This is a genomic window from Gallaecimonas zhanjiangensis (assembly GCF_057624825.1).
This window is the reverse complement of the sequence record NZ_CM172603.1, coordinates 4,064,942-4,085,855: the sequence shown is the minus strand read 5'-3', so window position 1 is coordinate 4,085,855 and position 20,914 is coordinate 4,064,942. Positions and strand designations below refer to the sequence as shown.

Here is a 20,914-nt window from a genome sequence, read left to right as displayed (position 1 = left end):
TAACAGAACGTTCGACAATTGCTGCTATTGGTCACAAAGCGCCGGCCCACTTGCCTTAGCCGGGAACTTTTCCTTTACTTGCTTTGGCTTTTGCACCAAATTGGTGCAATTGGAGGGGTGATGGAAAAACAACAGGTTCTGGACAACTTGCTGACCGGCGTGCTGGTGGTGGACGAAGCCATGAAGGTGGCTTACCTCAACACCTCGGCCGAGTCATTGCTGGGCGTTTCAAGGGTCAAAAGCCAGGGGCAGCCATTGGCGCTGTTGCTGGGGGAATACCTGAGCATGAGCCGGTTTGAAGAGATCCTGGCTACCGGCCAAGGCTTTATCGACGCCGACTGCAACCTCGGCCAAGTGCATGTGGAGCTGGCGGTGTCGGTGCTGGAAGGCGACAGCCGCCGGCTGGTTATCGAGCTCACCCCCATCGACCAGCTAAAAAGGCTCTCCCAAGACGCTTTTCACCAGGTGCAGCAACAAGCCAGCCAGGAGATCTTGCGCGGCCTGGCCCATGAGATAAAAAATCCCCTCGGCGGCCTGCGCGGCGCGGCGCAGTTGTTGTCGCTGGAGCTGACGCCCGAGCAGCGCGAATACACCGACCTCATCATGGCCCAGGTTGACCGCCTGACCGACCTTGTTGACCGGCTGCTTGGCCCCAAAACCGGCCCTCAGCGCAGCCTTATCAATATCCACCAGGTGCTGGAGCGGGTCCGGACCCTGGTGTGCCTGCAGGTGCCAGAGGGCATTCGCATCTTGCGCGATTACGACCCGTCCCTGCCGGACATGGCCCTGGACGGCGCCCAGATAGAGCAGGCGGTGCTGAATATTTTGCAAAACGCCGCCCAGGCCCTGGGGGAGAGCGGGCAAATCATCCTGCGCTCAAGGGTCGCTTCAGGGGTGACCTTACAAGGCAGCCGCCACCGCATGGTGGCCCGTATCGATATCGAAGATAACGGCCCAGGCGTACCCGAGAAGCTCAAAGACACCCTCTTTTACCCGCTGGTTACCGGCCGCGCCGACGGCTCCGGCATGGGCCTTGCCATCGCCCAGTCCCTGGTGGCCCTGCATGGCGGCCGTATCGAGCTGGACAGCCAGCCCGGTCGCACCCTCTTTACCCTGTATCTGCCAATGGAGGAGGCCTGATGAAAGCCTGGGTCCTGGACGACGACGCCGCTATCCGCTGGGTGCTTGAGCGTGCCCTTAGCCAGCAAAAGATAGAGGTCACCACCTTTGTAGATGCCCGTAGCCTGCTGGACGCCCTGGAAAGCGACCAGCCCGACGTGGTGCTGACCGACGTGCGCATGCCCGGCATGGACGGCCTGGCCCTGACCGAGTCGCTGCGCCAGAGCCACCCCAAGCTGCCGATCATCATCATGACCGCCCACTCGGATCTCGACACCGCCGTCAGCGCCTACCAGACCGGGGCTTTTGAGTACCTGCCCAAACCCTTTGATTTGGACGAAGTGGTGGCGCTCCTCAAAAGGGCAGTCAAAGACCAGCCCGAAGCCGAGGTGGCCGCCAGCCCCCAAGGCGCCATGCCCGACCTTATCGGCGAGGCGCCGGCCATGCAGGCGGTGTTTCGCGCTGTGGGGAGGCTGTCTCGCTCCTCGGTGTCGGTGCTGATTAACGGCCAAAGCGGCACCGGTAAGGAGCTGGTGGCCCGGGCCCTGCACCGCCACAGCCCGCGCAGCAAGGCACCTTTTGTGGCCATCAACATGGCCGCTATTCCGGCCGACTTGATTGAGTCGGAACTGTTCGGCCATGAAAAAGGCGCCTTTACCGGCGCCGCCGGGCGCCGCGAAGGGCGTTTTGAACAGGCCGACGGTGGCACCCTGTTTCTGGACGAAATCGGCGACATGCCGCTGCCCGCCCAAACCCGGCTACTGCGGGTGCTGCAAGAAGGGCAGTTCTACCGGGTTGGCGGCGCGGTGGCGGTGAGCGTTGATGTGCGCATCATCGCCGCCACCCACCAAGACCTGGAAAAGGGCGTAAAAGAAGGACGCTTTCGGGAAGATTTGTTCCACCGCCTCAACGTCATTCGCATCCAGCTGCCGCCCCTCGCCGAGCGCCGGGAAGACATTCCCAAGCTGGCCGAGCATTTCCTGGCCAGTATCGCCGCCGAGCTGCGCACCCCGGAGCGGCGCCTGCACCCGGAGACAGTCAAGCTGCTCACCAAGCTGCCCTGGCCTGGCAACGTGCGCCAGTTGGAGAACACCTGCCGCTACCTCACGGTGATGGCCGCCGGCCAGGAGATCTTGCCCTCGGATCTGCCCGACAACCTGGAGCTTAAGGAAGCCTCCCTCGATTGGGTGGAAGCGCTCAAGGTATGGGCCGACCAACTGATGGTGGCAGGTAACCAGGGAGTGGCGGCCCAGGCCCAGCAGATGTTGGAAGACGCCCTTATCGAAGTGGCGCTGCGCCGCTCCAACGGCCACAAGCAAGACGCCGCCAAAAGCCTCGGTTGGGGCCGCAACACCCTTACCCGCAAGCTCTCGGGGCAGGATTAAAGCTTTGCAAAGAACGGTAAAAACAGTTGGTTAAAATAAGGACTCAGTTAGGATGCCGCTATGACCAGAATCCTTATTATCGATGACGACACCAGCCTCTGTGAGCTGTTGGGTGACTACCTGACCAGCCACGGTTTTGAGCTGCAAAGTGCCCACACCGGCCCCGAGGGGCTGGCCCTTGCCTTGGATACCAGCCCGGATCTGGTGCTGCTGGATGTCATGCTGCCCGGCCTTGACGGTTTTGGGGTGCTGCGTGGTATCCGCCAGAAAAGCCAGGTGCCGGTGCTGATGCTGACCGCCCGTGGCGACGAAGTCGACCGGGTGCTGGGCCTGGAGCTGGGCGCCGACGATTACGTGGGCAAGCCCTTTTCTCACCGCGAGCTGGTGGCCCGTATTCAGGCGATTTTGCGGCGTTTGTCGCCGCCGAGCCAGGCCATGGGCGCCCTTGACCTGCTGCCCGAGCGCCTCGAGGCCCGCTACCATGGCCAGGTGCTTGATCTCACCGCTGCCGAGTTTCGGGTGCTGGCGGTGCTGTTTGAGCGCTGCGGCGAGGTGGTGAGCAAAGAAGACATCTGCCAGCAGGCCTTTGGCCGCCACCTGCAGCCTTTTGACCGCCACATCGATATCCATGTCTCTCATATCCGCAAGAAAATGACCGAGGTAAACCCGGCCCAGGTGATCCGTACCTTGCGCGGAGTCGGCTACCAGCTGATCGCGGAGCCCCAATGAGGCGCCTGGGATTGGGGTGGCTGACCGGCTTTGCCGGCCGCCTGTTTCTGTGGTTCTGGCTGGTACTGACGCTGATGTTGGTGGCCAATGTGCAACTTAGCCGCCACCTTCGCTCAAACGAGGAGCTGCGCCCGGCCATGCCCCAGGAAATGGAAGAGCTGGCCGGCCTTCGTGACCACCTGCGCCGCTTTGCCGAGCGCCCCAAAGACGCCCTTATTCACAGTAAATCGGCCCGCTTTCTGGTGCTGTTCGACGCCCGCAGCCTGCAACCTTTGGAGCGGCGCAGGCCCCGCCATTGGCGCATTCCTGAATTGGTGGCCTCCGATAACGGCGTGCAGGTGCTGGAACAAGGCGAGATGCGCGCTATAGGCCCTTTTGATATTCAAACCCTGGACGGCCCGGTGCTGGCGGTGTGGATGATGCCGCCACGGCCCATGGGGCCCTGGGAGCGGTTCTGGCAGGGCCCGGCCTGGATACGGCTGAGCATCTCGTTGGTAGTGGTGCTGCTGCTGAGCCTGGGGCTGGCGGCCTGGCTGGCCGGGCCGGTGCGCACCTTGTCGCGGGCGGCGGCACGTTTTGGTGATGGCGATTTGAGCGTGCGGGTCAAACCCGGCGGCGGCGAGTTGGGTAAACTTGGCCGCGACTTCAACACCATGGCCGAGAAGCTGCAAACCCTGCTGGCCTCGCAAAAACGGCTGCTGGCGGATGTCTCCCATGAGCTGCGCTCACCGCTGACTCGCCTTAAATTGGCGGCAGCGCTGCTGGGGGACCAGCATAAAGACAACAAATACGTGCCCCGCATCGAGAAGGAATGCGACACCCTCGAGCACCTGATTGACCAAGTACTGACCCTGTCGCGCCTGGAAGCCACCCTCAATCAGGAAGAGCCCGAAGAGGGCGACCTGGGCGAACAGGTTAACTCCTCGGTGCAAGACTGGCGTTTCCAGATGCCCGGTAAAACCATCAACCTGGCCGCCCCTGCCGAGGCGCCGGGCAGCTTTAAGCCACGGCTGCTGCAACGCATCCTCGACAACCTGCTGTCCAACGCCTGCCGCTACGCTGACCGCATCGATGTGGGCTTGGAAAAGCGCGGCGCCCAGTGGTTTTTGTCGGTGGACGATAACGGCCCCGGCGTGCCGGAAGAGATGCTCGACAAGATCTTCGAGCCCTTCTACCGGGGCGACCCGGCCCGTGGCCACCAGGGCAAAACCGGGCTGGGCCTGGCCATTGCCCAGGCGGCGGCCAAGGCCATGGCCGGGGAGCTCAAGGTGAGCCGCTCGGCCCTTGGCGGCCTGCGCTTTGCGCTCAGCCTGCCGGCTTAGCCTTGCGAGAGCGGGGGGTCACTGACAGGGGGTCTTGGTGGATGATGACATCGGCCCCCGGGAAGGCGGCTTCCAGGGCTTTTTCCACCTCATCGGCGACCCGGTGCGCCGCCACCAGCGACATATCGTCAGGCAGCTCCAGGTGCATCTGGATAAAACGGGTAGGGCCGGCCTGGCGGGTACGCACTTCATGGGCGCCGTGAACCTGCTCGAAGCCGTGCACGATGCGCATGATCTGCTCCTTCTCTTCCTCCGGCAGTTCTTTATCCATCAAGGTGTTACCGGCCTCGATGGCAATGCTGCCGGCCGAAACCAGGATATAAACCCCAATCACCAGCGCCAGGGCGCCGTCGGCCCACATCAGGCCAAAACCGCCTGCCACCAGGGCAATCAGCACCCCCATGTTCAGCAGTAAGTCGGAGCGGTAGTGCAGGGCATCGGCTTTGACCGCCTGAGAGCCGGTCTTTTTAACCACATAGCTCTGATAGGCGATAAGCCCGAGGGTGAGCACCAGGGCCAGCAGGGTTACGCCAACGCCGATACTGGTTTGGGTTAACGGCATGGGGTTTATCAGCCGGTCGGCGGCGTTGAAGATCAGTAAGATGGCGGAGCCGGCAATAAAACCGGACTGGGCGATACCCGCCAGGGATTCGGCCTTGCCGTGGCCAAAGCGGTGCTCTTCATCGGCCGGTTGCACGGCGTAACGCACTGCAAAGAGGTTGATAAGGGACGCGGACACGTCCATCAGCGAGTCGGTCAGGGACGCGAGCATGCTGGCGGAACCGGTCATGATCCACGCCAGCAGCTTGCTGATGATAAGAAGGGTGGCGACAAAGGTAGAGGCCATTGTCGCCTTTTTCACTAAATTGGCGTATTGCTCAGTCATGTTTCTTAAGATGGCGGGACATCATTTTCTCTCTCATGTCCGCCAGTTTATCCCGCTGCTCCTGAGTTAGCACCTGCATTACGTCGTGACCCAGTTTCATGCGGTCGAGCTCGTGGTCCACTCGCTCTTCCAGAAGGGCGCGGGCCTTGTTCTCGTCGAAGGTGGGGGCTTCCATCAGCGCTTTGAATTCAGCCATCTTGGCTTTCATTTCATCGCGGCTGGGGCGCTCGCCCTTGTGGGCTTCCAGCAGGCTCTTGATTTGCGCCTTCTGGGTGTCGGTCAGGGCCAGTTTTTCGGATACGCGGTCTTTAAGCAGCATGTGCAGCGGCATCATGCCAGGGCCTTCTGGGCCGCCGTGACCAGGGCGGGGACCGGGGTTGTCGCCTGCCATGGCTTGGGCAGACAGCACCAGTGCAGAGGCCAGGGTCAGAGTACGGAAAAGGCTTTTCATGGGGTGTCTCCTGTGATTGACTTCGCCTCTAGATTAACCCGCGCAATGCAAAGGGGCGTTTAGCCCCGGTAAAGAAGCGTAAACATGCTCAATATTGTCTTATTCCAACCGGAAATCCCGCCCAATACCGGCAACATCATCCGCCTTTGCGCCAATAACGGCTGCAAATTGCATCTCGTCAAACCCCTGGGTTTTGTCTTTGAAGATAAGCGCTTGCGCCGGGCCGGCCTGGATTACGACGAATTTGCCACCGTCACCCAACACGACAGCCTGGCCGATTGCTTGGCCTCCTTGCCGGGTGCCACCGTCTACGCCTGCACCACCAAGGGCAGCCGCAGTTTTCACTTACCGGCCTACCAGGCAGGAGACGTGTTGCTGTTCGGCCCCGAGACCCGTGGCCTGCCCATGGCGGTGATTGAAAGCCTGCCCCCCGAGCAGCGCATCCGCATTCCCATGCAGCCCGATTCGCGGTCCCTCAACCTCTCCAACGCCGTGGCCATCATCAGCTACGAGGCGCTGCGGCAACTGGGCTATCCAAACCTCGGTTAATCGGCGCCGCCAAGGGCAAGGCTCACCGACACCAGGGTACGAAAAGGGGTCAGGGCGTCGTCCAGGGATTGGTTGCTGACCAAGAGCTCCACCTGGCCCTGGGCGTAGGTCACGTCATCGGAGAGGTCTTGTAGGCCAGGCTTTTTGGGCAGTTGCGCCAAAAGCGGCTTGGTGAGGGTCACCTTGCTTAGCGGCGAGGGCGCCAGCAGGGCCTGGATACGGGCGCTGTCGGTGCCGCCCTGGGTGCTGAAGTAGTTAACGCTGTAGTTTTCCATCTCGCAGCTTCGCGACTCCACCACCGCCATGTCGCTGTCTTTATAAAGCACCAGCGCCCGGATAAAGGGCTCTTCGCTGTCTTGGCGTATGCCTTGCTGGTAGGTGACCGAGGCAATGTCGGTGCCGGTAAAGCTCGGTTTAATGGGCGCCAGGGTACAGGCGTTGGCGGCGGGGGCCAGCAACACTGTCAGCAACAGCGGCATCAGGGGTTTCATTTTACGTCCTTGTCTTCAAGAGGCTTCTTGTTGGGTTGGATCTCCAAATGCCAGCAGCTATTGCTCTTGGCGGTCTCGTCGATCAGTTTATTGATATAGCCGTCGGTGGCCAATGCCTTGAAGGCGGTGGTGAGCTTTTTCAGGTCGAAGTTGCTTGGATCGGCGGCCTTGGTGGAGTTGACCCCGATATCAAAGACGTTAAGCCGGTTGTAGTCCTCCACCGAGGTGCAGTGCTTGGACACCTTACGCCCGGCTTTGGCCAGCTCTTCGATTTTGCTGGTCATCAGCGCCACCACTTCGCTTTGCGCTTTGCTCTTGTTGGCGTCATACACGTCCAGCACCTTGTCGCCGTTCACCCCGTAAAGCTGCTTTTGCTTGGCCAGGTTGATTTTGGCGTTGCTGTACATGATGGCGGCCTGCTCCTGTGGAAAGCGCAGGGTGCTGGTGATGATGGCTTTTTTCATGCCGGCCTCGGCCAGGGCCTTTTTTACCACTTTGATGGCGTAGTCGCTGACCAGCCGCTTGTTGCTGGGCACACCGCTGCTGTAGGCCACGCTTTTATCGGCGGTGGAAACGGCGGCGAGCTTGACCAGCTTGGCCGGTTTACCCGAATGCAGCGAGAGCTCGATTTTGTCTTGGTCCTTGGCGGCAACATCGCTGAGTAGCTTCAAGAGGGTGCGGCCGCCTGGGTCGACCCGGCCATCGGCTTTCCAGCCGGGCATGATGCGGTTTTGGTAGGCGATGATGGCCTTGATGGTCTTATTGCCGCAGCGCCCGTCGGTGCCGATGTGCTGGGGCTTGGGGTTATGGAGGTTAAGGAGGGTCTGGATCAGTTTGACGTCGGCCGGCAGGTTAATGCCCGACAGCCCCACGGAGTTTTGCAGCTTCAACATAACGGCATCCTTGCACTGGGTTGATGGTTGAACAGCAATGTAGAGGCTGGCGAATTTTCGTACAAAGGCATATCAGCAAAGCAAAAGGCAGAAAAAGAAAACCGGCCAGAAGGCCGGTTTTTTTATGCCAGGGATTCGGATTTTCGTTCCCGGGCCAAGAGGTTTCGCGCCGCTTCTTTTGGGTCGCGTCCCTCGTAGAGCACGGCGTAAATTTGCTCGGTGATGGGCATTTCCACCCCCAGCCGCCGTGACAGCTCGAACACCTCTTTGGCGTTGCGATAGCCTTCCACCACCTGCCCGATATCGTCCATGGCCTGCTGGGCGTTCTTGCCTTGGCCGAGGGCCAAGCCGAAACGCCGGTTGCGAGACTGGTTGTCAGTACAGGTCAGCACCAGGTCGCCAAGGCCGGACATACCCATAAAGGTGGCCGGATCGGCTCCCAGGGCGGCGCCCAGGCGCGACAGTTCAACCAGGCCTCGGGTGATAAGGGCGGTACGGGCGTTGGCCCCAAAGCCCAGGCCGTCGGCCATGCCGGCACCAATAGCGATAACGTTCTTCACGGCGCCGCCCAGTTGCACCCCGATAAAATCGGGGTTGGCGTAGGTGCGCAGCCGCTTTTCGCAGTGCAGCAGGTCCGCCAGGCGGTGCATGAAGTCTTCGTCAGTGCTGGAAATGGAAATGGCCGTGGGCAGGCCAGCGGCCAGCTCCTTGGCAAAGGTGGGGCCAGACACTACCGCCAGCGGAATTTGCTCGCCCAGCACTTCCCGGGCAGCGTCCTGCAGCAGGCGGCCAGTATCGGGCTCCAGGCCCTTGGTGGCCCAGGCCACCCGAGCATCAGGCCGCAGGTGTGGCTTCATCTGCTTGAGCACGTCGTCAAAGGCGTGGGAAGGCACCACCACCAGGATATCGCGGCAGCTCGATACCGCCTTGGCGAGATCGGGCTCCATTTCCAGGCTGTCAGGGAAGGCAATACCGTCGAGGTAACGACGGTTCTGGCGATCTTTGGCAAGGTCGGCCAGGTGCTTGGGGTTGTGGCCCCACAGCAGGGTGCGGTTGCCATTGCGTGCCAGAGAAATGGCAAGGGCGGTGCCGTAAGACCCCGCCCCCAGTACGCAAATGGCCGGTTGTTCGGCTGTCATGCGCTAATCTCAGGCTTCGGCCTGGGCCTCACCGTTGGCAGCGGCGGCGCGCTGCTGTACGTATTGGGCGAACAGGGCGTCGAAGTTGACCGGTGCCAGGTTCAGCGGCGGGAAGGTGCCACGATTAACCAGGTTGGACACCGCTTCGCGGGCATAAGGGAACAGGATGTTCGGGGCAAAAGAACCCAGGGTGTGGGCCAGTTGCGGGTCAGGCATGTTGCCGATGGTGAAGATACCGGCTTGTTGCACTTCGGCCAGGAAGGCGGTTTCTTCGCCAACGGTGGTGGTAACGGTCAGGGCCAGTACCACTTCATAAACGTCGTCAGCCAGCTTGTTGGAGCGGGTGTCGATGTCCAGCTTCACTTCCGGGGTCCAGTCTTTCTGGAAAATGGCCGGAGAGTTAGGGGTCTCGAAGGAGATGTCCTTGGTGTAGATGCGCTGGATGTTGAATTGCGGAGCTTGCTGCTCGGCGGCGTTGTTCAGTTCTTCAGCCATGATATAAACCTGTTTTGATTGTGTATTTGTCGTTATTAGGTGTCTGCTTAGGCGCTCAGCAGGGCGTCGAGTTTACCTTGGGCCTCGAGGGCTTCGAGGTCGGAACAACCGCCGATGAGTTGGCCATTAATGAAGATCTGGGGCACGGTGTAACTTTGGCCACCGGTCAGTTCCAGCATCTTCTCGCGGCGCTCGGCCGCATTGTCATTGCAGATTTCTTCGAACGCTTGCTGTTTTTCACTCAGCAGAGCCTTGGCCCGTACACAGTAGGGGCATCCGGTTTTGGTGTAAATAACGATATCCGCCATGTCATAACTCCTTAACCTTTGACGGGCATTCCGGCGTCGCGCCAGCCCTGGAGACCACCGCTGAGCACATAAAGGGACTTAAAGCCGGCTTTGCTGAGCGTTTTAGCAACTTGCTGAGCGTTATGGCCCGCGTCGCATACCAGGATAATGGGGGCGTCTTTGTGCTTTTCAAGGCGAGTTGTTTCACCTTTTAACAATTCATCCTTGGAAAGGCTCAGGGCATTGGCGATATGCCCTTTTTTAAAGTCTGCTGCCGGGCGGATATCCACCACCACACTGCCTTCCTGGTTCATCAGGAATACCGCCTGTTGAGGCTTGACCCGCTTGATGCTGGAGAACATGCCCTGGACCAGCGCCGCTATCAGCAGCACCAAGAGCACAACCCAGGCGGCGCTGAGATAAGGGTGATGGGATAAAAAGGTTGTCAGTTCTGACGCGTTCATCGATGCCTACCACGAATTTCGAGGGCCTTGAGTATACCTGTGTGCCCTTTCAAAGCCAGTCCCCCCTGCTGGTTTGTGACTGGCCTTTGTGTTTAAACTACCGAGGTTTGATAGATGAATCTTTGATGTGGGTGATGTCATGGCTAAGAAACCGCTGGTACTGATCATCATGGACGGCTGGGGCTACCGGGAAGAGGCGGAAAACAACGCCGTTCTGGCCGCCAAAACCCCCAACCTCGACGCGCTGTGGGCCGAACGGCCCCATTCGCTGATCTCCGGCTCCGGCCTGGATGTAGGCCTGCCGGCCGGGCAGATGGGCAACTCCGAGGTGGGCCATGTCAACCTGGGTGCTGGCCGTGTGGTTTACCAAGAGCTCACCCGCATCGGCAAAGAAATTGATGAAGGCACCTTCTTTACCAACCCGGCCCTGTGCGGCGCGGTAGATAAGGCTGTCAGCCAAGGCAAAGCGGTGCACATCATGGGCCTGCTCTCGCCGGGCGGCGTGCACAGTCATGAAGACCACCTCCTGGCGATGATGGAACTGGCAGTAAAACAAGGGGCTGACAAGGTCTACCTGCACGCCTTCCTCGACGGCCGCGATACCCCGCCCAAGAGCGCCAAAGCCTCCATCGAAGCGGTGAACGCCAAGTTTGCCGAGCTGGGCAAGGGCCGCCTGGTCAGCCTGGTGGGCCGCTACTTTGCCATGGACCGTGACAACCGCTGGGACCGCGTTGAAGCCGCCTACAACCTTATTGCCAAGGGCGAAGGCGCCTTCACCGTAGACGACGCCGTTGCCGGCCTTGAGCAGGCCTACCAGCGCGGCGAGACCGACGAGTTTGTCAAAGCCACCCACATCGGTGCCCCGGTGGCCATTGAAGACGGCGACGCCCTTATCTTTATGAATTTTCGCGCCGACCGGGCCCGGGAGATCACCCGCGCCTTTGTTCAGGACGATTTCACCGGCTTTGCCCGCCAGCAGCGCCCGGCCCTGGGCGACTTTGTGATGCTGACCCAATACGCGGCCGACATCCCCGCCAGCTGCGCCTATCCGCCGGAATCTCTGAGCAACACCCTGGGGGAATGGCTGGCCAAGCACGACAAAACCCAGCTGCGCATCTCCGAGACCGAAAAATACGCCCACGTCACCTTCTTCTTTAATGGCGGTGTCGAGCAGACCTTCCCCGGCGAAGAGCGCATTCTCATTCCCTCGCCCAAAGTGGCTACCTACGATCTGCAGCCTGAGATGAACTCCACTGAGCTCACCGACAAGCTGGTAGGCGCCATCGAGTCCGGCGATTTTGACGTCATCATCTGCAACTACCCCAACGGCGACATGGTTGGCCACACCGGTATCTTTGAGGCCGCCGTCAAAGCCTGTGAAGCGGTAGACCACTGCATTGGCCGGGTGGTATCGGCGCTGGAAAAAGTCGGCGGCGAGTGCCTTATCACCGCCGACCACGGCAACGCCGAGCAAATGGCGGACCCGGCCTCCGGCCAGCCCCACACTGCCCACACCTCCGATCCGGTGCCGCTGATTTACTTTGGCCGCAAGGCCAGGGCGGTTGAGGGCGGGGTGCTGTCGGATATCGCGCCGACCATGCTGACCTTGATAGGCATGGATGTACCCGCCGAGATGACCGGCAAACCGCTGTTTATTGTTGAATGATCAAAGCGGCTATCGCCCTGCTGATAATGGCGGCCCAGGTGGCCGCCTTTGGCTGTTTGGCGGCTGACAACGACCAGAACAAACTCAAGGCGGTGGATAAGGAAATCGCCAAGACCCGCCAATTGCTGGAGCAGCAAAAGGCGCAGCGCAGCAACCTGCAAAACGCCCTCAAGAAGATCGACACCGAGATAGGCAATCTCAGCGCCCAGCTCTCTCGCATCAACGACCAGCAGGCTGAGCAAAACGACAAACGCCAGGCCCTGGCCGGGCAATTGGACGCGCTCAGGGACAAGTCGCGCCAGCAGCAGGCGCTGCTGGTTAAGCAGCTGCGGGCGGCCTACGCCGCCGGCCAGGACGATTACCTCAAGATGATGCTCAACCTCCAGTCGTTGTCGGATCTGGAGCGGATGATGGCCTACTACCAACGCTTTAACGGCGTGCGCATGGACGAGCTGGAATCCCTCAAAGACACCCGCACCGAGCTTGAAGCCACCCAGGCCCAGTTGGACCAGGCCCTGGCCCGGCTGGCCGACCTTAAGGCCCAGGCCGAGGCCCGCCAGGCCAGCCTTAGCGAGCAAAAAGACCAGCGCCAGGGCACCATCAAGCAGCTCAGTGGCCAAATTCAAAGCCAGTCCAGCGAACTGGAGCAAATGGTGGCCGACCGCAAGGCGCTGAACGACGCCATACGCGAGGCCGAGCGCAAGGCGCGGGTGGCGGCCGGCAAACAGACCCTCAAGGGCCAGCAGGGCAAGCTCTCCTGGCCGGTGGACGGCAAGGTACAAAAGCTGTTCGGCAGCCAAAGGGCGGCCGGGGTTGAATGGCGCGGCGTGATCATCAATGCCAGTGAAGGCAGCAAGGTCCGGGCTGTGGCCGGTGGCGTGGTGGTTTACGCCAACTGGGTGCGCGGTTATGGTTTGCTGATGGTGGTGCAGCACGGCGACGGTTACATGAGCCTTTACGGCCAGAACCAGGCGCTGCTCAAAGGGGTGGGTGACGAAGTGGCCCAAGGCGAGCAAATCGCCCTGGTGGGCCGCTCCGGGGGCCAGAGTGACCCGGGGCTATACTTCGAGATACGCCACCAGGGCAAGGCCCAAGACCCCGCCAAATGGTGTCGTTAATCCAAGGAGGTTTGCATGTCCAAGGTGTCTTGGCTGGGCGGTATGGTGACCGGCAGCCTGTTGACGGCAGCAGGTCTCGCCTTGGCCGGCCAGATGGGACAAGGGCCTCTTAACCCCAACCGCCTCTTTAGCGAGACCCTGGCTCAGATCAGCCAATATTATGTCGACCCGGTTGATGAAGACCGCCTGGCCGACACCGCCCTCAAAGGGCTGGTCTCCTCCCTCGACGACTACTCCAAATACCTTGAAGGCGACGATATCCGCGAGCTGCAGGAAATGGCCGATGGCCATTACTCGGGCCTGGGCCTGGAAGTGGATTTTGACGCCCAAAAACACCTGATCGTGACCGCGCCCATCAAAGACTCGCCGGCGGCCAAGGCCGGTATCAAGGCCGGTGACAGGGTGCTGGCCATCAACGGCCAGGATGTGGAGGGAAAATCCCTTAAAGCCCTGGCCCACGCGTTGCGCGGCGCCCCGCAAGATAAGGTCAAGCTGCTGGTTAGCCGCAACAGCCACCAGCTGCGGTTTGCCATTGCCCCGGCCGACGTGCAGGTAGACTCGGTGACCAGCTACCCCCTGGACCACCACCGGCTGTGGCTGAGGATCAGCCAGTTCCAGTATTCAACGCCCCTTGAGGTGAGCAAGGCCATCAAATCGGCCCGGCCCCAGAGCGTTATCATCGACATGAGGGGCAACCCCGGCGGGGTGTTCCCGGCGGCGGTGGACGTGGCAGACCTTTTCCTGAGTAAAGGCACTATCGTCAGTACCCATGGCCGCGCCAGTTACGCCAACCAGTCCTTTGAGGCCAAACCCGGCGACCCTTTTGAAAAACTGCCGTTGCTGGTGCTGCTGGACAAAGACTCAGCTTCGGCGGCGGAGATCCTGGCCGGAGCCCTCAAAGACAATGGCCGGGCCAAGGTGCTGGGGGTGCAGAGCTTCGGTAAGGGCAGCGTGCAAAGCCTTATTCCCCTGGGCGACGGCGAGCGGGCCTTGAAAATCACCACTGCCAAGTACCTCACGCCCAGCGGCGTGTCCATTCAGGGCAAAGGCATTACCCCGGATATCAAGGCCGGCACCATACTGGCCGACGCCAAGGCCCGGTCCCTGCTGAAAAGCCACTACCCTCTGACCCGCAAGGCCGAAACCACGGTGGAAGGAAACTGGGCAGACGATGCCTTGCTGTGGGAAGCTACCAGCTACCTCGACAATAACCATCTCAAATAACAACAAGGAACACCGTGCGCCTTATCGCCCTGCTGTTTGGGCTGTTGCCCTTGCTGGCCCTGGCCCAGCCCAAGATCGCCGTGATTGTCGATGACATCGGTTACAACAAGCACGACAGCCAAGCGCTGATGCTGCCGACCGCCGTTACCCTGAGCGTACTGCCTCACACCCCTTATGGCGCGGCCCTGGCCGCCCGGGCGCGCCAGCCGGTGATGTTGCATTTGCCCATGGAGCCGCTGTCCACCAGACAGCCGCTGGAAGCGGGCACCTTGACCGTGCACCAGGACGAGCAGCAGATGGCCGCCATCCTTGAGAGCGCCCTCAAGGCGGTGCCCGAGGCCAAGGGGGTCAACAACCATATGGGCTCGATGCTCACCGAAGATCGCCAGCGCATGGATTGGCTGATGGCGCTGCTGGCCGGCCGGCATCTGTATTTTGTCGATTCCCGCACCACCGCCAAATCCCAGGCCCTGGCCGCTGCCGAAGCGGCCGGTGTGCCGGCGGTAGCCCGCAATGTTTTTCTGGATAACAGCGCCCGGGATCTGCAACACCAGTGGCAGCGGGCGCTGCGGCTGGCCAAACGGGACGGCCAGGTGGTGGTTATTGCCCACCCCCATGCCACTACCCTGGCTTTTTTGCGCCAAGCCCTAACGGAGCTTCATGGCGCCGAGCTGGTACCGGTTTCGGCACTGATGCCCAAGGTCAGGGTGGCAACTTCTGGTAAAATCACGCCAAACAGAGGTTAAGGACCTTCACAATGCGTTTGACTATCCATGACAATCCGCCGGTTTCGGCGCAGATGGAAATCGACCTGGGTAAGCTCTACGGCCACCTGCCGGCCGATCTTCAGGCCCCTTTCTGGTTTATCGCCACCTTCAACGACCGCCATATCGCCGCGCTGCGCCTGGACGGCGACCGTATCGTCAACCTTGGGGTGCGCAGCGAGACCCGCCGCCGCGGTGTGGGTAAATACCTGCTGCAAAAAGCCCTGGAAAGGGCCCGTGAGCTGGGGCTGACTGAAGTCAGGGCGCTGGCCAGCGACTACCCGGTAGAGAACCGAGCCATGGTGGGAGACTTCCTGCTGGCCCAGGGCTTTGCCGCCGTGGACGATAACCAGTGGCGCATCACCCTGTAAAACCCCATTAAAAAAGCCGGCTTTCGCCGGCTTTTTTAGTTGAGCATCGCGCCCTTGAGTTTGGCCAGGGCGTTCTTCTCAAGCTGCCGTACCCGCTCGGCAGACACTTGGTATTGGTCGGCCAGTTCTTGCAGAGTGGCTTTGTCGTCGGTGAGCCAGCGGCGCTGCAGGATATCGCGGCTGCGATCGTCCAGGGCGCTCAGGGCATGGCCAAGGCGGGCATGGGAAGCGGCTTCCCACTGCTCTTCTTCCACTGCCTGGGCAACGTCAGAGGCGTTGTCTTCCAGAAAATGCACCGGGGCGTAGCTGTCATCGTCATCGTCATTGGCCAAGTCAAAGGCTTGGTCGGGCGAGCTCATTCTTGCTTCCATCTCGCGCACTTCAGCGGCGCTGACGCCCAGCTCTTGGGCCACCATCTGCACTTCGTCATGGCTGAACCAACCCAGGCGTTTTTTCTTGGAACGCAGGTTGAAGAACAGCTTGCGCTGAGCCTTGGTGGTGGCGATTTTGACGATACGCCAGTTTTTCAGAACGTATTCGTGGATCTCCGCTTTGATCCAGTGCACGGCAAAAGACACCAGGCGCACACCGACACCCGGGTCGAAGCGTTTTACCGCTTTCATCAGGCCGATGTTGCCTTCCTGGATGAGGTCTGCCTGGGGCAGGCCGTAGCCGGAATAGCTGCGGGCCACATGCACCACAAAGCGCAGATGGGACATGATCAACTGTTTAGCCGCCTGCAGGTCACCTTCTTCCTGGAGGCGGGTTGCCAGGGCACGCTCTTCCTCGGCGCTCAGCATTGGCATGCTGTTCACCGAGTGGACATAAGCCTCAAGGCTGCCACTGGCAGGAACGGTTAAGGCCATGGATTGCAGATGGTCAGTCATCTCACTCCCTCAGAAAAAATCGACATGGATCACAAAAAACCACATCTAAGAGTCCCACTCTAAGAAAAAGTTTCGTCGGGATCAAGCCGGTTCCATGGCTTTGAGGTGTCGCCAGACCGCCAGATAGGCGCCGCTGAGCCCCAGCAGCACCGACAACCCCAAGACCGCCAGCATTTCGCTGCCGTCCAGGCCGTTGAGGCGGAACTGAGAGCCGTAAAGGTCCACCACCCGGGCAACACTCTGTTCCAGCCACAATACCCCCAAAGTCACCAGCAGCAGCGACAGGCAGCCTGCCGCCAGGCCGTACCACAGGCCGGTATAAAGGAAGGGGCGGCGCACAAAGGCGTCGGTGGCGCCCACCATCTTCATCACGTTGATGCTATCGCGCCGGTGCTCAATCATCAGCCGGATGGTGTTGCCCACCACCAGCACCATGGTCACCAACAGCAGCAGCGCCACCAAAGACACCCCGTCGCGGGCCATGGACACCAGGGCGTCGAGGCGCTTCAGCCAATCGAGATCGAGCCGGCCTTGCTCCACTTCCCGCTCGCCACGGAGCTTGTCCAACAGTGCCTTGGCGGCCTGGGGGCTGGAGTTGCGCTCGGTGGGCTCCACCACGATGACATTGGGCAGCGGGTTGCTGTCCAGGTAGTCGAGGGCTTCGCCAAAGCCGCTTTTGGCGCGAAACTCGGTCAGGGCTTCGTCGCGGGTAATGAGTTTGGCCTTGGCCACTTCCGGGTACAGGCCGATGCGGGTAGCGGCTTTGGCGGCGTCATCGGTGCTCACCGAGTCCTTGAGCAGCAAGGTGATTTCGGAGGCCTTCTGGAACTGGCTGGACACCGATTCTATGTTTTTCAGCAGCACATAAAAGGTGCCGGGCAGGGTCAGGGAAAAGCCCAGTACCGCGATGGTAAGCAGGCTGGCCAGCGGCGTGCGCCAAAGCTCGCCCAGGCTGCCGGTGGCCTGCTGGGCATGGCGCACAAAATACATGGCCAGGCGGCTTAAAAAGCCAGGCCGGGCGGCGCTGGCCGCGGCGGTGCGGTTTTCAAACAGCAGACTCATGCGCCGCCTCCCAAGGAGTCGCCCAGCATGCGGCCATTTTTAAGGGTAAAGGTGTGGTGGCGCATCCGGGCGATAAGGCCCAGGTCATGGGTGGCCACCAGCACCGAAATGCCCAGGCTGTTGAGGTCTTCAAAAAGGCGCAGGATATCCATGGACAGCTTCGGGTCCAGGTTACCGGTGGGTTCGTCCGCCAGCAGCAGCGGCGGCTTGTTGACCACGGCGCGGGCAATACCGACCCGCTGCTGCTCCCCGCCGGAAAGCTGGATGGGGAAACAGTTGGCTTTGTCGGCCAGGCCCACCCAGCCCAGGGCTGTTTGTACCCTTTTACGCACTTCCCCGGCGCTGAACCCCACCACAATCAGCGGCAGGGCGACGTTTTCGAACACGGTTTTATCCATCAGTAGCCGGTGATCCTGAAAAATGATGCCGATATCGCGGCGCACATAAGGGATCTGGGACGATTTAAGGCGGCTGATGTCGTGGCCGTTGATACTGACCCGGCCGGCCGATGGCCTTTCCTGCAGGGTAATAAGACGGAGCAGGGTACTTTTCCCTGCGCCCGAATGGCCGGTCAAAAAGGCCATCTCCCCCTTTGCCAGGTGGAAATTCACGTTTTGCAGCGCCTGAGCGCCGCCCGCGTAGGCCTTTGAAACCTGCTCGAAGCGGATCATTTTTCCTCTGTTCCGAAGAGGGCGTCTACGAAGTCCTTGGCGTTGAACGTACGCAGGTCCTCGATGCCTTCACCCACACCTATGTAACGGATAGGAATACCAAATTTGTCGGCGATGGCAAAGATAACCCCGCCTTTGGCGGTGCCGTCCAGCTTGGTGAGGCTGATGCCGGTCAGGCCCACCGCTTCGCTAAACAGCTTGGCTTGGCTCAGGGCGTTTTGGCCGGTGCCGGCGTCCAGGGTCAGCATCACTTCGTGAGGCGCCTCCGGGTCCAGTTTTTTCATTACCCGGACGATTTTCTTGAGCTCTTCCATCAGGTGCGCCTTGTTTTGCAGGCGCCCGGCGGTATCGGCAATCAACACATCGGCGCCGCGAGCCTGGGCGGCCTGCAGGGCGTCAAACACCACAGAGGCTGAATCGGCGCCGGTATGCTGGGCGATCACCGGGATATTGTTGCGCTCACCCCACACCTGCAGCTGCTCAACAGCGGCGGCGCGGAAGGTGTCGCCAGCGGCCAGCATCACCGATTTGCCCTGGTCTTTGAACTGGCGGGCCAGTTTGCCGATGGTGGTGGTTTTACCCACACCATTCACGCCCACCATCAAAATGACATGGGGTTTGTGGTCCAGCACCAGCGGTTTGGAGACCGGCTCCAGCAATGCCTGCATTTCCTGCTTAAGCAGTTCATAGAGGGCTTCGCCGTCCTTGAGCTGGCCAAGGTTGGCCTGGCGGGTCAGCCGCTCGATAAGGCGGCCGGTGGTTTCGACACCCACGTCGGCCATCAGCAGCTGGGTTTCCAGTTCTTCAAACAGCTCGTCGTCGATTTTCTTGCCACGGAAGATGGCCAGGAAGCCGGCGCCGATATTTTCGCGGGTCCGTTTGAGGCCCTGGCGCAGGCGGGCAAAAAAGCCTGGTTTTTCCCGGCCGGCATGGACAGCGGCTGCCTGGGTAGCCAAATCGGCCTTGATTTCCTCTACAGCTGGCGCAGCATCCTGTTCGGCTTCGGCTTCGGCTTCGGCTTCGGCTTCGGCTTCGGCTTCGGCTTCGGCTTCGGCTTCGGCTTCGGCTTCGGCTTCGGCTTCGGCTTCGGCTTCGGCTTCGGCTTCGGCTTCGGCTTCGGCTTCGGCTTCGGCTTCGGCTTCGGCTTCGGCTTCGGCTTCGGCTTCGGCTTCGGCTTCGGCTTCGGCTTCAGGCTCTGGCACCGGTTGTTCGGGCAGGGCGGCTTCCACCTCAAGGGTCAGGGTTTCGGCGCTGGCCAGCTCGGCCTCGGGCTGTTCCTCGGGGGAGGGGACGGGTGTTTCGGGGGTCTTGTTTTCATCCTCGACGACTTCGGCTTTGTTACGGCCAAAGCCCATCCAAGACAGGAAACCTTTCTTTTTGCTCATGGCAATCTGCAGTCTGGCGGCTAGAATAGCGGGATTTTTAAAGGCGTTAGTCTAACCCGGAGGGCAAAGAACCGCCATGGCAGTCAAAGGCAATAGCGGACAAATTCGCATCATTTCCGGCCTTTACCGGGGACGCAAGCTACCGGTGCAGGATCTTGAAGGGCTAAGGCCCACCACCGACAGGGTCAAAGAAACCCTCTTTAACTGGCTGCAAGGCCAGACCCAGGGCGCCAAGGTGCTGGACTGTTTTGCCGGCGCCGGCGCCTTAGGTTTTGAGGCCCTGTCCCGGCACGCCGCCAGCCTAGTGCTGGTGGAAAAAGATAAAAACGCCGCCCGCCAACTGGCCGATAACCTGGCGCGCCTGGACGCCAAAGCCGGGCGCGTGGTGCAGGCCGACGTGCTGGATTGGCTGGCCAAGACCCCGGCCGAGCCGGCCGACTTGGTGTTTATCGACCCGCCCTTTGGCAAGCAACTGGCGGCCCCGACCCTGGCCCTGCTGGAATCCGGTGGCTGGTTAAGTGATGGCGCCTGGGTCTATGTGGAAGTGGAGAAAGGGCTCGATTTTACCTGGCCATCCAACTGGCGGCTGCACCGCGAACTCAATGCCGGCCAAGTGCAGGCCAAACTGTTTCAACGAGAGGTAACTGAATAATGCTGATGGTTAAAAAGCTGATGATGCTGGTGGTCTGGGCGGTGTGCTTTATCAACCTGGTTCACCCCTTTGAGGCGCCCCTGAACACCTTGTTTTACATTGTGCTGGCGGTAGTCACCGTGCTGCACGCCGTGCTGGTGGCCCTGGTCAACAAGGCCATCACCCTCGATGGCAAGGCCAAGTTCAACCTCTTTGTGTTTGGCAGTATTGCCATGGCTGCCATGAAAAAGGACTTACTGGGTAAGTAAGCCGTTAGCCCGCTATCGGTTTGTCCAGATAGTGGGCTATGCCATCGAGCAGCATCTGCACGGAAATCATCACCAAAATCATGCCCATCAGCCGTTCCATGGCGGTGAGGCCACGTTCACCCAGCACCTTCATCAGCACTTCCGAGCACAGCAGTATTGCGGCGTTGACCGCCCAGGCGCCGACCAGGGCCAGGGTCAACAGCCCCAACTGGTTGGGAACCTGGTTGGACATCAAGATCAGCGACGCCAGGATGGAGGGGCCGGCCATCAGCGGTATGGCCATGGGCACCAGGAAGGGTTCTTCACCCACGGCAAGGCCGGTCAGGCCGCCCGGGCTTGGGAAGATCATCTTGATGGCGATAAGAAACAGGATGATACCGCCGGCAATGGACACCGATTCCTGCTTGAGCCCCATGAAATGCAGCACCGTGTCGCCACCGAACAGGAACACCAGCATGATGATAAGGGCCAGGCACAACTCGCGGATCAAGATGATGCGGCGCCGCTTGGGGGGCAGGTGTTTGAGGATGGAGATAAACACCGGCATGTTGCCAAGGGGGTCCATGATCAGAAAGAGGGTGACGGCGGCGGCGAAAAAGTCCATGTAATTCAGGGTCTGCAAGGCTGGGGGCTGACCAAGATGGTAAATGAAAGCG

At 60.7% G+C, this 20,914-nt stretch carries 25 protein-coding genes; 12 read left to right on the top strand and 13 right to left on the bottom strand.

What is annotated here, in order from left to right:
- Positions 1-120: 120 nt before the first annotated feature.
- The 4 genes from glnL to AC22G1_RS19305 are packed head-to-tail and all read left to right on the top strand — an operon-like array spanning position 121 to position 4,555.
- Positions 121-1,140 (top strand): nitrogen regulation protein NR(II), encoded by a 1,020-nt coding sequence (glnL, locus tag AC22G1_RS19320; protein WP_487314795.1) that lies wholly within the window; start codon positions 121-123, stop codon positions 1,138-1,140.
- On the top strand, positions 1,140-2,504 hold the full coding sequence (gene glnG, locus AC22G1_RS19315) for a nitrogen regulation protein NR(I) (protein WP_487314794.1): 1,365 nt from the start codon (positions 1,140-1,142) through the stop codon (positions 2,502-2,504). The genes glnL and glnG overlap by 1 nt, the downstream gene beginning before the upstream one ends.
- A gap of 60 nt (positions 2,505-2,564) precedes the next feature.
- Positions 2,565-3,233 carry a response regulator transcription factor gene (locus AC22G1_RS19310; protein ID WP_487314793.1) on the top strand — a complete coding sequence of 223 codons (669 nt, stop codon included), beginning with the start codon at positions 2,565-2,567 and terminating at the stop codon, positions 3,231-3,233.
- Positions 3,230-4,555: an ATP-binding protein gene (locus AC22G1_RS19305; protein ID WP_487314792.1), complete on the top strand. Its 1,326-nt coding sequence runs from the start codon at positions 3,230-3,232 to the stop codon at positions 4,553-4,555. Before AC22G1_RS19310 ends, AC22G1_RS19305 begins: the two co-directional genes overlap by 4 nt.
- Here AC22G1_RS19305 and fieF read toward each other — a convergent pair.
- Both fieF and AC22G1_RS19295 read right to left on the bottom strand, forming a co-directional pair.
- Positions 4,539-5,441: a cation efflux pump FieF gene (gene fieF, locus AC22G1_RS19300; protein ID WP_487314791.1), complete on the bottom strand. Its 903-nt coding sequence runs from the start codon at positions 5,439-5,441 to the stop codon at positions 4,539-4,541. The genes AC22G1_RS19305 and fieF overlap by 17 nt on opposite strands.
- Positions 5,434-5,892: a Spy/CpxP family protein refolding chaperone gene (locus tag AC22G1_RS19295; protein ID WP_487314790.1), complete on the bottom strand. Its 459-nt coding sequence runs from the start codon at positions 5,890-5,892 to the stop codon at positions 5,434-5,436. The genes fieF and AC22G1_RS19295 overlap by 8 nt, the downstream gene beginning before the upstream one ends.
- Positions 5,893-5,976: 84 nt before the next feature.
- Here AC22G1_RS19295 and trmL point away from each other — a divergent pair, with 84 nt between their 5' ends.
- Positions 5,977-6,441, top strand: a complete 465-nt coding sequence (trmL, locus tag AC22G1_RS19290) for a tRNA (uridine(34)/cytosine(34)/5-carboxymethylaminomethyluridine(34)-2'-O)-methyltransferase TrmL (RefSeq protein WP_487314789.1) — start codon at positions 5,977-5,979, stop codon at positions 6,439-6,441.
- Here trmL and AC22G1_RS19285 read toward each other — a convergent pair.
- From AC22G1_RS19285 to AC22G1_RS19260, 6 genes are all read right to left on the bottom strand, one after another.
- A complete protein-coding gene (locus AC22G1_RS19285) occupies positions 6,438-6,932 on the bottom strand; it encodes a hypothetical protein (RefSeq protein WP_487314788.1) in 495 nt (164 codons plus the stop codon). The genes trmL and AC22G1_RS19285 overlap by 4 nt on opposite strands.
- A complete protein-coding gene (locus AC22G1_RS19280) occupies positions 6,929-7,825 on the bottom strand; it encodes a peptidoglycan-binding domain-containing protein (RefSeq protein ID WP_487314787.1) in 897 nt (298 codons plus the stop codon). The genes AC22G1_RS19285 and AC22G1_RS19280 overlap by 4 nt, the downstream gene beginning before the upstream one ends.
- A gap of 122 nt (positions 7,826-7,947) precedes the next feature.
- Positions 7,948-8,964, bottom strand: a complete 1,017-nt coding sequence (gene gpsA, locus AC22G1_RS19275) for an NAD(P)H-dependent glycerol-3-phosphate dehydrogenase (protein ID WP_487314786.1) — start codon at positions 8,962-8,964, stop codon at positions 7,948-7,950.
- Positions 8,965-8,973: 9 nt separating this feature from the next.
- Positions 8,974-9,459, bottom strand: coding sequence for a protein-export chaperone SecB (gene secB, locus AC22G1_RS19270; protein ID WP_487314785.1), 486 nt, complete (start codon positions 9,457-9,459; stop codon positions 8,974-8,976).
- Positions 9,460-9,506: 47 nt separating this feature from the next.
- Entirely contained in the window at positions 9,507-9,767 is a 261-nt protein-coding gene (gene grxC / locus AC22G1_RS19265; RefSeq protein WP_050659544.1) for a glutaredoxin 3, read from the bottom strand.
- An 11-nt stretch (positions 9,768-9,778) separates the two neighbouring features.
- The gene (locus AC22G1_RS19260; protein ID WP_050659545.1) at positions 9,779-10,210 is read right to left on the bottom strand and encodes a rhodanese-like domain-containing protein; all 432 of its coding nucleotides are present in this window, start codon (positions 10,208-10,210) and stop codon (positions 9,779-9,781) included.
- Positions 10,211-10,349: 139 nt separating this feature from the next.
- Between AC22G1_RS19260 and gpmM the strand changes: the two genes are divergently transcribed.
- From gpmM to AC22G1_RS19235, 5 genes are read left to right on the top strand one after another with little or no spacing between them, the layout of a single operon-like run.
- The gene (gpmM, locus tag AC22G1_RS19255) at positions 10,350-11,876 is read left to right on the top strand and encodes a 2,3-bisphosphoglycerate-independent phosphoglycerate mutase (RefSeq protein WP_487314784.1); all 1,527 of its coding nucleotides are present in this window, start codon (positions 10,350-10,352) and stop codon (positions 11,874-11,876) included.
- Positions 11,873-12,994, top strand: a complete 1,122-nt coding sequence (locus tag AC22G1_RS19250; RefSeq protein ID WP_487314783.1) for a murein hydrolase activator EnvC family protein — start codon at positions 11,873-11,875, stop codon at positions 12,992-12,994. Before gpmM ends, AC22G1_RS19250 begins: the two co-directional genes overlap by 4 nt.
- Positions 12,995-13,009: 15 nt before the next feature.
- Positions 13,010-14,218, top strand: coding sequence for a S41 family peptidase (locus tag AC22G1_RS19245; protein WP_487314782.1), 1,209 nt, complete (start codon positions 13,010-13,012; stop codon positions 14,216-14,218).
- Positions 14,219-14,232: 14 nt separating this feature from the next.
- Positions 14,233-14,964: a divergent polysaccharide deacetylase family protein gene (locus AC22G1_RS19240; RefSeq protein ID WP_487314781.1), complete on the top strand. Its 732-nt coding sequence runs from the start codon at positions 14,233-14,235 to the stop codon at positions 14,962-14,964.
- An 11-nt stretch (positions 14,965-14,975) separates the two neighbouring features.
- Positions 14,976-15,353 (top strand): acetyl-CoA sensor PanZ family protein, encoded by a 378-nt coding sequence (locus AC22G1_RS19235; protein ID WP_487314780.1) that lies wholly within the window; start codon positions 14,976-14,978, stop codon positions 15,351-15,353.
- A gap of 35 nt (positions 15,354-15,388) precedes the next feature.
- On the opposite strand, the gene rpoH is transcribed toward AC22G1_RS19235, so the two are convergent.
- The 4 genes from rpoH to ftsY all read right to left on the bottom strand — a co-directional run bounded on the left by rpoH (position 15,389) and on the right by ftsY (position 19,364).
- Entirely contained in the window at positions 15,389-16,240 is an 852-nt protein-coding gene (rpoH, locus tag AC22G1_RS19230; RefSeq protein WP_487314779.1) for an RNA polymerase sigma factor RpoH, read from the bottom strand.
- 81 nt (positions 16,241-16,321) lie between these two features.
- Complete coding sequence (ftsX, locus tag AC22G1_RS19225) at positions 16,322-17,302, bottom strand: permease-like cell division protein FtsX (RefSeq protein WP_050659551.1); 981 nt, start codon at positions 17,300-17,302, stop codon at positions 16,322-16,324.
- The gene (gene ftsE / locus AC22G1_RS19220; protein WP_050659552.1) at positions 17,299-17,973 is read right to left on the bottom strand and encodes a cell division ATP-binding protein FtsE; all 675 of its coding nucleotides are present in this window, start codon (positions 17,971-17,973) and stop codon (positions 17,299-17,301) included. Before ftsE ends, ftsX begins: the two co-directional genes overlap by 4 nt.
- The gene (gene ftsY, locus AC22G1_RS19215; protein ID WP_487316755.1) at positions 17,970-19,364 is read right to left on the bottom strand and encodes a signal recognition particle-docking protein FtsY; all 1,395 of its coding nucleotides are present in this window, start codon (positions 19,362-19,364) and stop codon (positions 17,970-17,972) included. The genes ftsE and ftsY overlap by 4 nt, the downstream gene beginning before the upstream one ends.
- A gap of 70 nt (positions 19,365-19,434) precedes the next feature.
- Here ftsY and rsmD point away from each other — a divergent pair, with 70 nt between their 5' ends.
- Together rsmD and AC22G1_RS19205 are read left to right on the top strand one after the other, a co-directional pair.
- Positions 19,435-20,010 carry a 16S rRNA (guanine(966)-N(2))-methyltransferase RsmD gene (rsmD, locus tag AC22G1_RS19210; protein WP_487314778.1) on the top strand — a complete coding sequence of 192 codons (576 nt, stop codon included), beginning with the start codon at positions 19,435-19,437 and terminating at the stop codon, positions 20,008-20,010.
- Positions 20,010-20,258: a DUF1145 domain-containing protein gene (locus AC22G1_RS19205; RefSeq protein ID WP_487314777.1), complete on the top strand. Its 249-nt coding sequence runs from the start codon at positions 20,010-20,012 to the stop codon at positions 20,256-20,258. Before rsmD ends, AC22G1_RS19205 begins: the two co-directional genes overlap by 1 nt.
- A gap of 4 nt (positions 20,259-20,262) precedes the next feature.
- Here AC22G1_RS19205 and AC22G1_RS19200 read toward each other — a convergent pair whose 3' ends face one another.
- Positions 20,263-20,862 (bottom strand): YhgN family NAAT transporter, encoded by a 600-nt coding sequence (locus tag AC22G1_RS19200; protein ID WP_417357625.1) that lies wholly within the window; start codon positions 20,860-20,862, stop codon positions 20,263-20,265.
- Between the last annotated feature and the right edge of the window lie 52 nt (positions 20,863-20,914).

Excerpts from the sequence above, each read along its gene's own strand:
- glnL (WP_487314795.1), top strand. The coding sequence starts at position 121 with ATGGAAAAACAACAGGTTCTGGACAACTTGCTGACCGGCGTGCTGGTG.
- glnG (WP_487314794.1), top strand. The coding sequence starts at position 1,140 with ATGAAAGCCTGGGTCCTGGACGACGACGCCGCTATCCGCTGGGTGCTT.
- AC22G1_RS19310 (WP_487314793.1), top strand. The coding sequence starts at position 2,565 with ATGACCAGAATCCTTATTATCGATGACGACACCAGCCTCTGTGAGCTG.
- AC22G1_RS19305 (WP_487314792.1), top strand. The coding sequence starts at position 3,230 with ATGAGGCGCCTGGGATTGGGGTGGCTGACCGGCTTTGCCGGCCGCCTG.
- fieF (WP_487314791.1), bottom strand. The coding sequence starts at position 5,441 with ATGACTGAGCAATACGCCAATTTAGTGAAAAAGGCGACAATGGCCTCT.
- AC22G1_RS19295 (WP_487314790.1), bottom strand. The coding sequence starts at position 5,892 with ATGAAAAGCCTTTTCCGTACTCTGACCCTGGCCTCTGCACTGGTGCTG.
- trmL (WP_487314789.1), top strand. The coding sequence starts at position 5,977 with ATGCTCAATATTGTCTTATTCCAACCGGAAATCCCGCCCAATACCGGC.
- AC22G1_RS19285 (WP_487314788.1), bottom strand. The coding sequence starts at position 6,932 with ATGAAACCCCTGATGCCGCTGTTGCTGACAGTGTTGCTGGCCCCCGCC.
- AC22G1_RS19280 (WP_487314787.1), bottom strand. The coding sequence starts at position 7,825 with ATGTTGAAGCTGCAAAACTCCGTGGGGCTGTCGGGCATTAACCTGCCG.
- gpsA (WP_487314786.1), bottom strand. The coding sequence starts at position 8,964 with ATGACAGCCGAACAACCGGCCATTTGCGTACTGGGGGCGGGGTCTTAC.
- secB (WP_487314785.1), bottom strand. The coding sequence starts at position 9,459 with ATGGCTGAAGAACTGAACAACGCCGCCGAGCAGCAAGCTCCGCAATTC.
- grxC (WP_050659544.1), bottom strand. The coding sequence starts at position 9,767 with ATGGCGGATATCGTTATTTACACCAAAACCGGATGCCCCTACTGTGTA.
- AC22G1_RS19260 (WP_050659545.1), bottom strand. The coding sequence starts at position 10,210 with ATGAACGCGTCAGAACTGACAACCTTTTTATCCCATCACCCTTATCTC.
- gpmM (WP_487314784.1), top strand. The coding sequence starts at position 10,350 with ATGGCTAAGAAACCGCTGGTACTGATCATCATGGACGGCTGGGGCTAC.
- AC22G1_RS19250 (WP_487314783.1), top strand. The coding sequence starts at position 11,873 with ATGATCAAAGCGGCTATCGCCCTGCTGATAATGGCGGCCCAGGTGGCC.
- AC22G1_RS19245 (WP_487314782.1), top strand. The coding sequence starts at position 13,010 with ATGTCCAAGGTGTCTTGGCTGGGCGGTATGGTGACCGGCAGCCTGTTG.
- AC22G1_RS19235 (WP_487314780.1), top strand. The coding sequence starts at position 14,976 with ATGCGTTTGACTATCCATGACAATCCGCCGGTTTCGGCGCAGATGGAA.
- rpoH (WP_487314779.1), bottom strand. The coding sequence starts at position 16,240 with ATGACTGACCATCTGCAATCCATGGCCTTAACCGTTCCTGCCAGTGGC.
- ftsX (WP_050659551.1), bottom strand. The coding sequence starts at position 17,302 with ATGAGTCTGCTGTTTGAAAACCGCACCGCCGCGGCCAGCGCCGCCCGG.
- ftsE (WP_050659552.1), bottom strand. The coding sequence starts at position 17,973 with ATGATCCGCTTCGAGCAGGTTTCAAAGGCCTACGCGGGCGGCGCTCAG.
- rsmD (WP_487314778.1), top strand. The coding sequence starts at position 19,435 with ATGGCAGTCAAAGGCAATAGCGGACAAATTCGCATCATTTCCGGCCTT.
- AC22G1_RS19205 (WP_487314777.1), top strand. The coding sequence starts at position 20,010 with ATGCTGATGGTTAAAAAGCTGATGATGCTGGTGGTCTGGGCGGTGTGC.
- AC22G1_RS19200 (WP_417357625.1), bottom strand. The coding sequence starts at position 20,862 with ATGGACTTTTTCGCCGCCGCCGTCACCCTCTTTCTGATCATGGACCCC.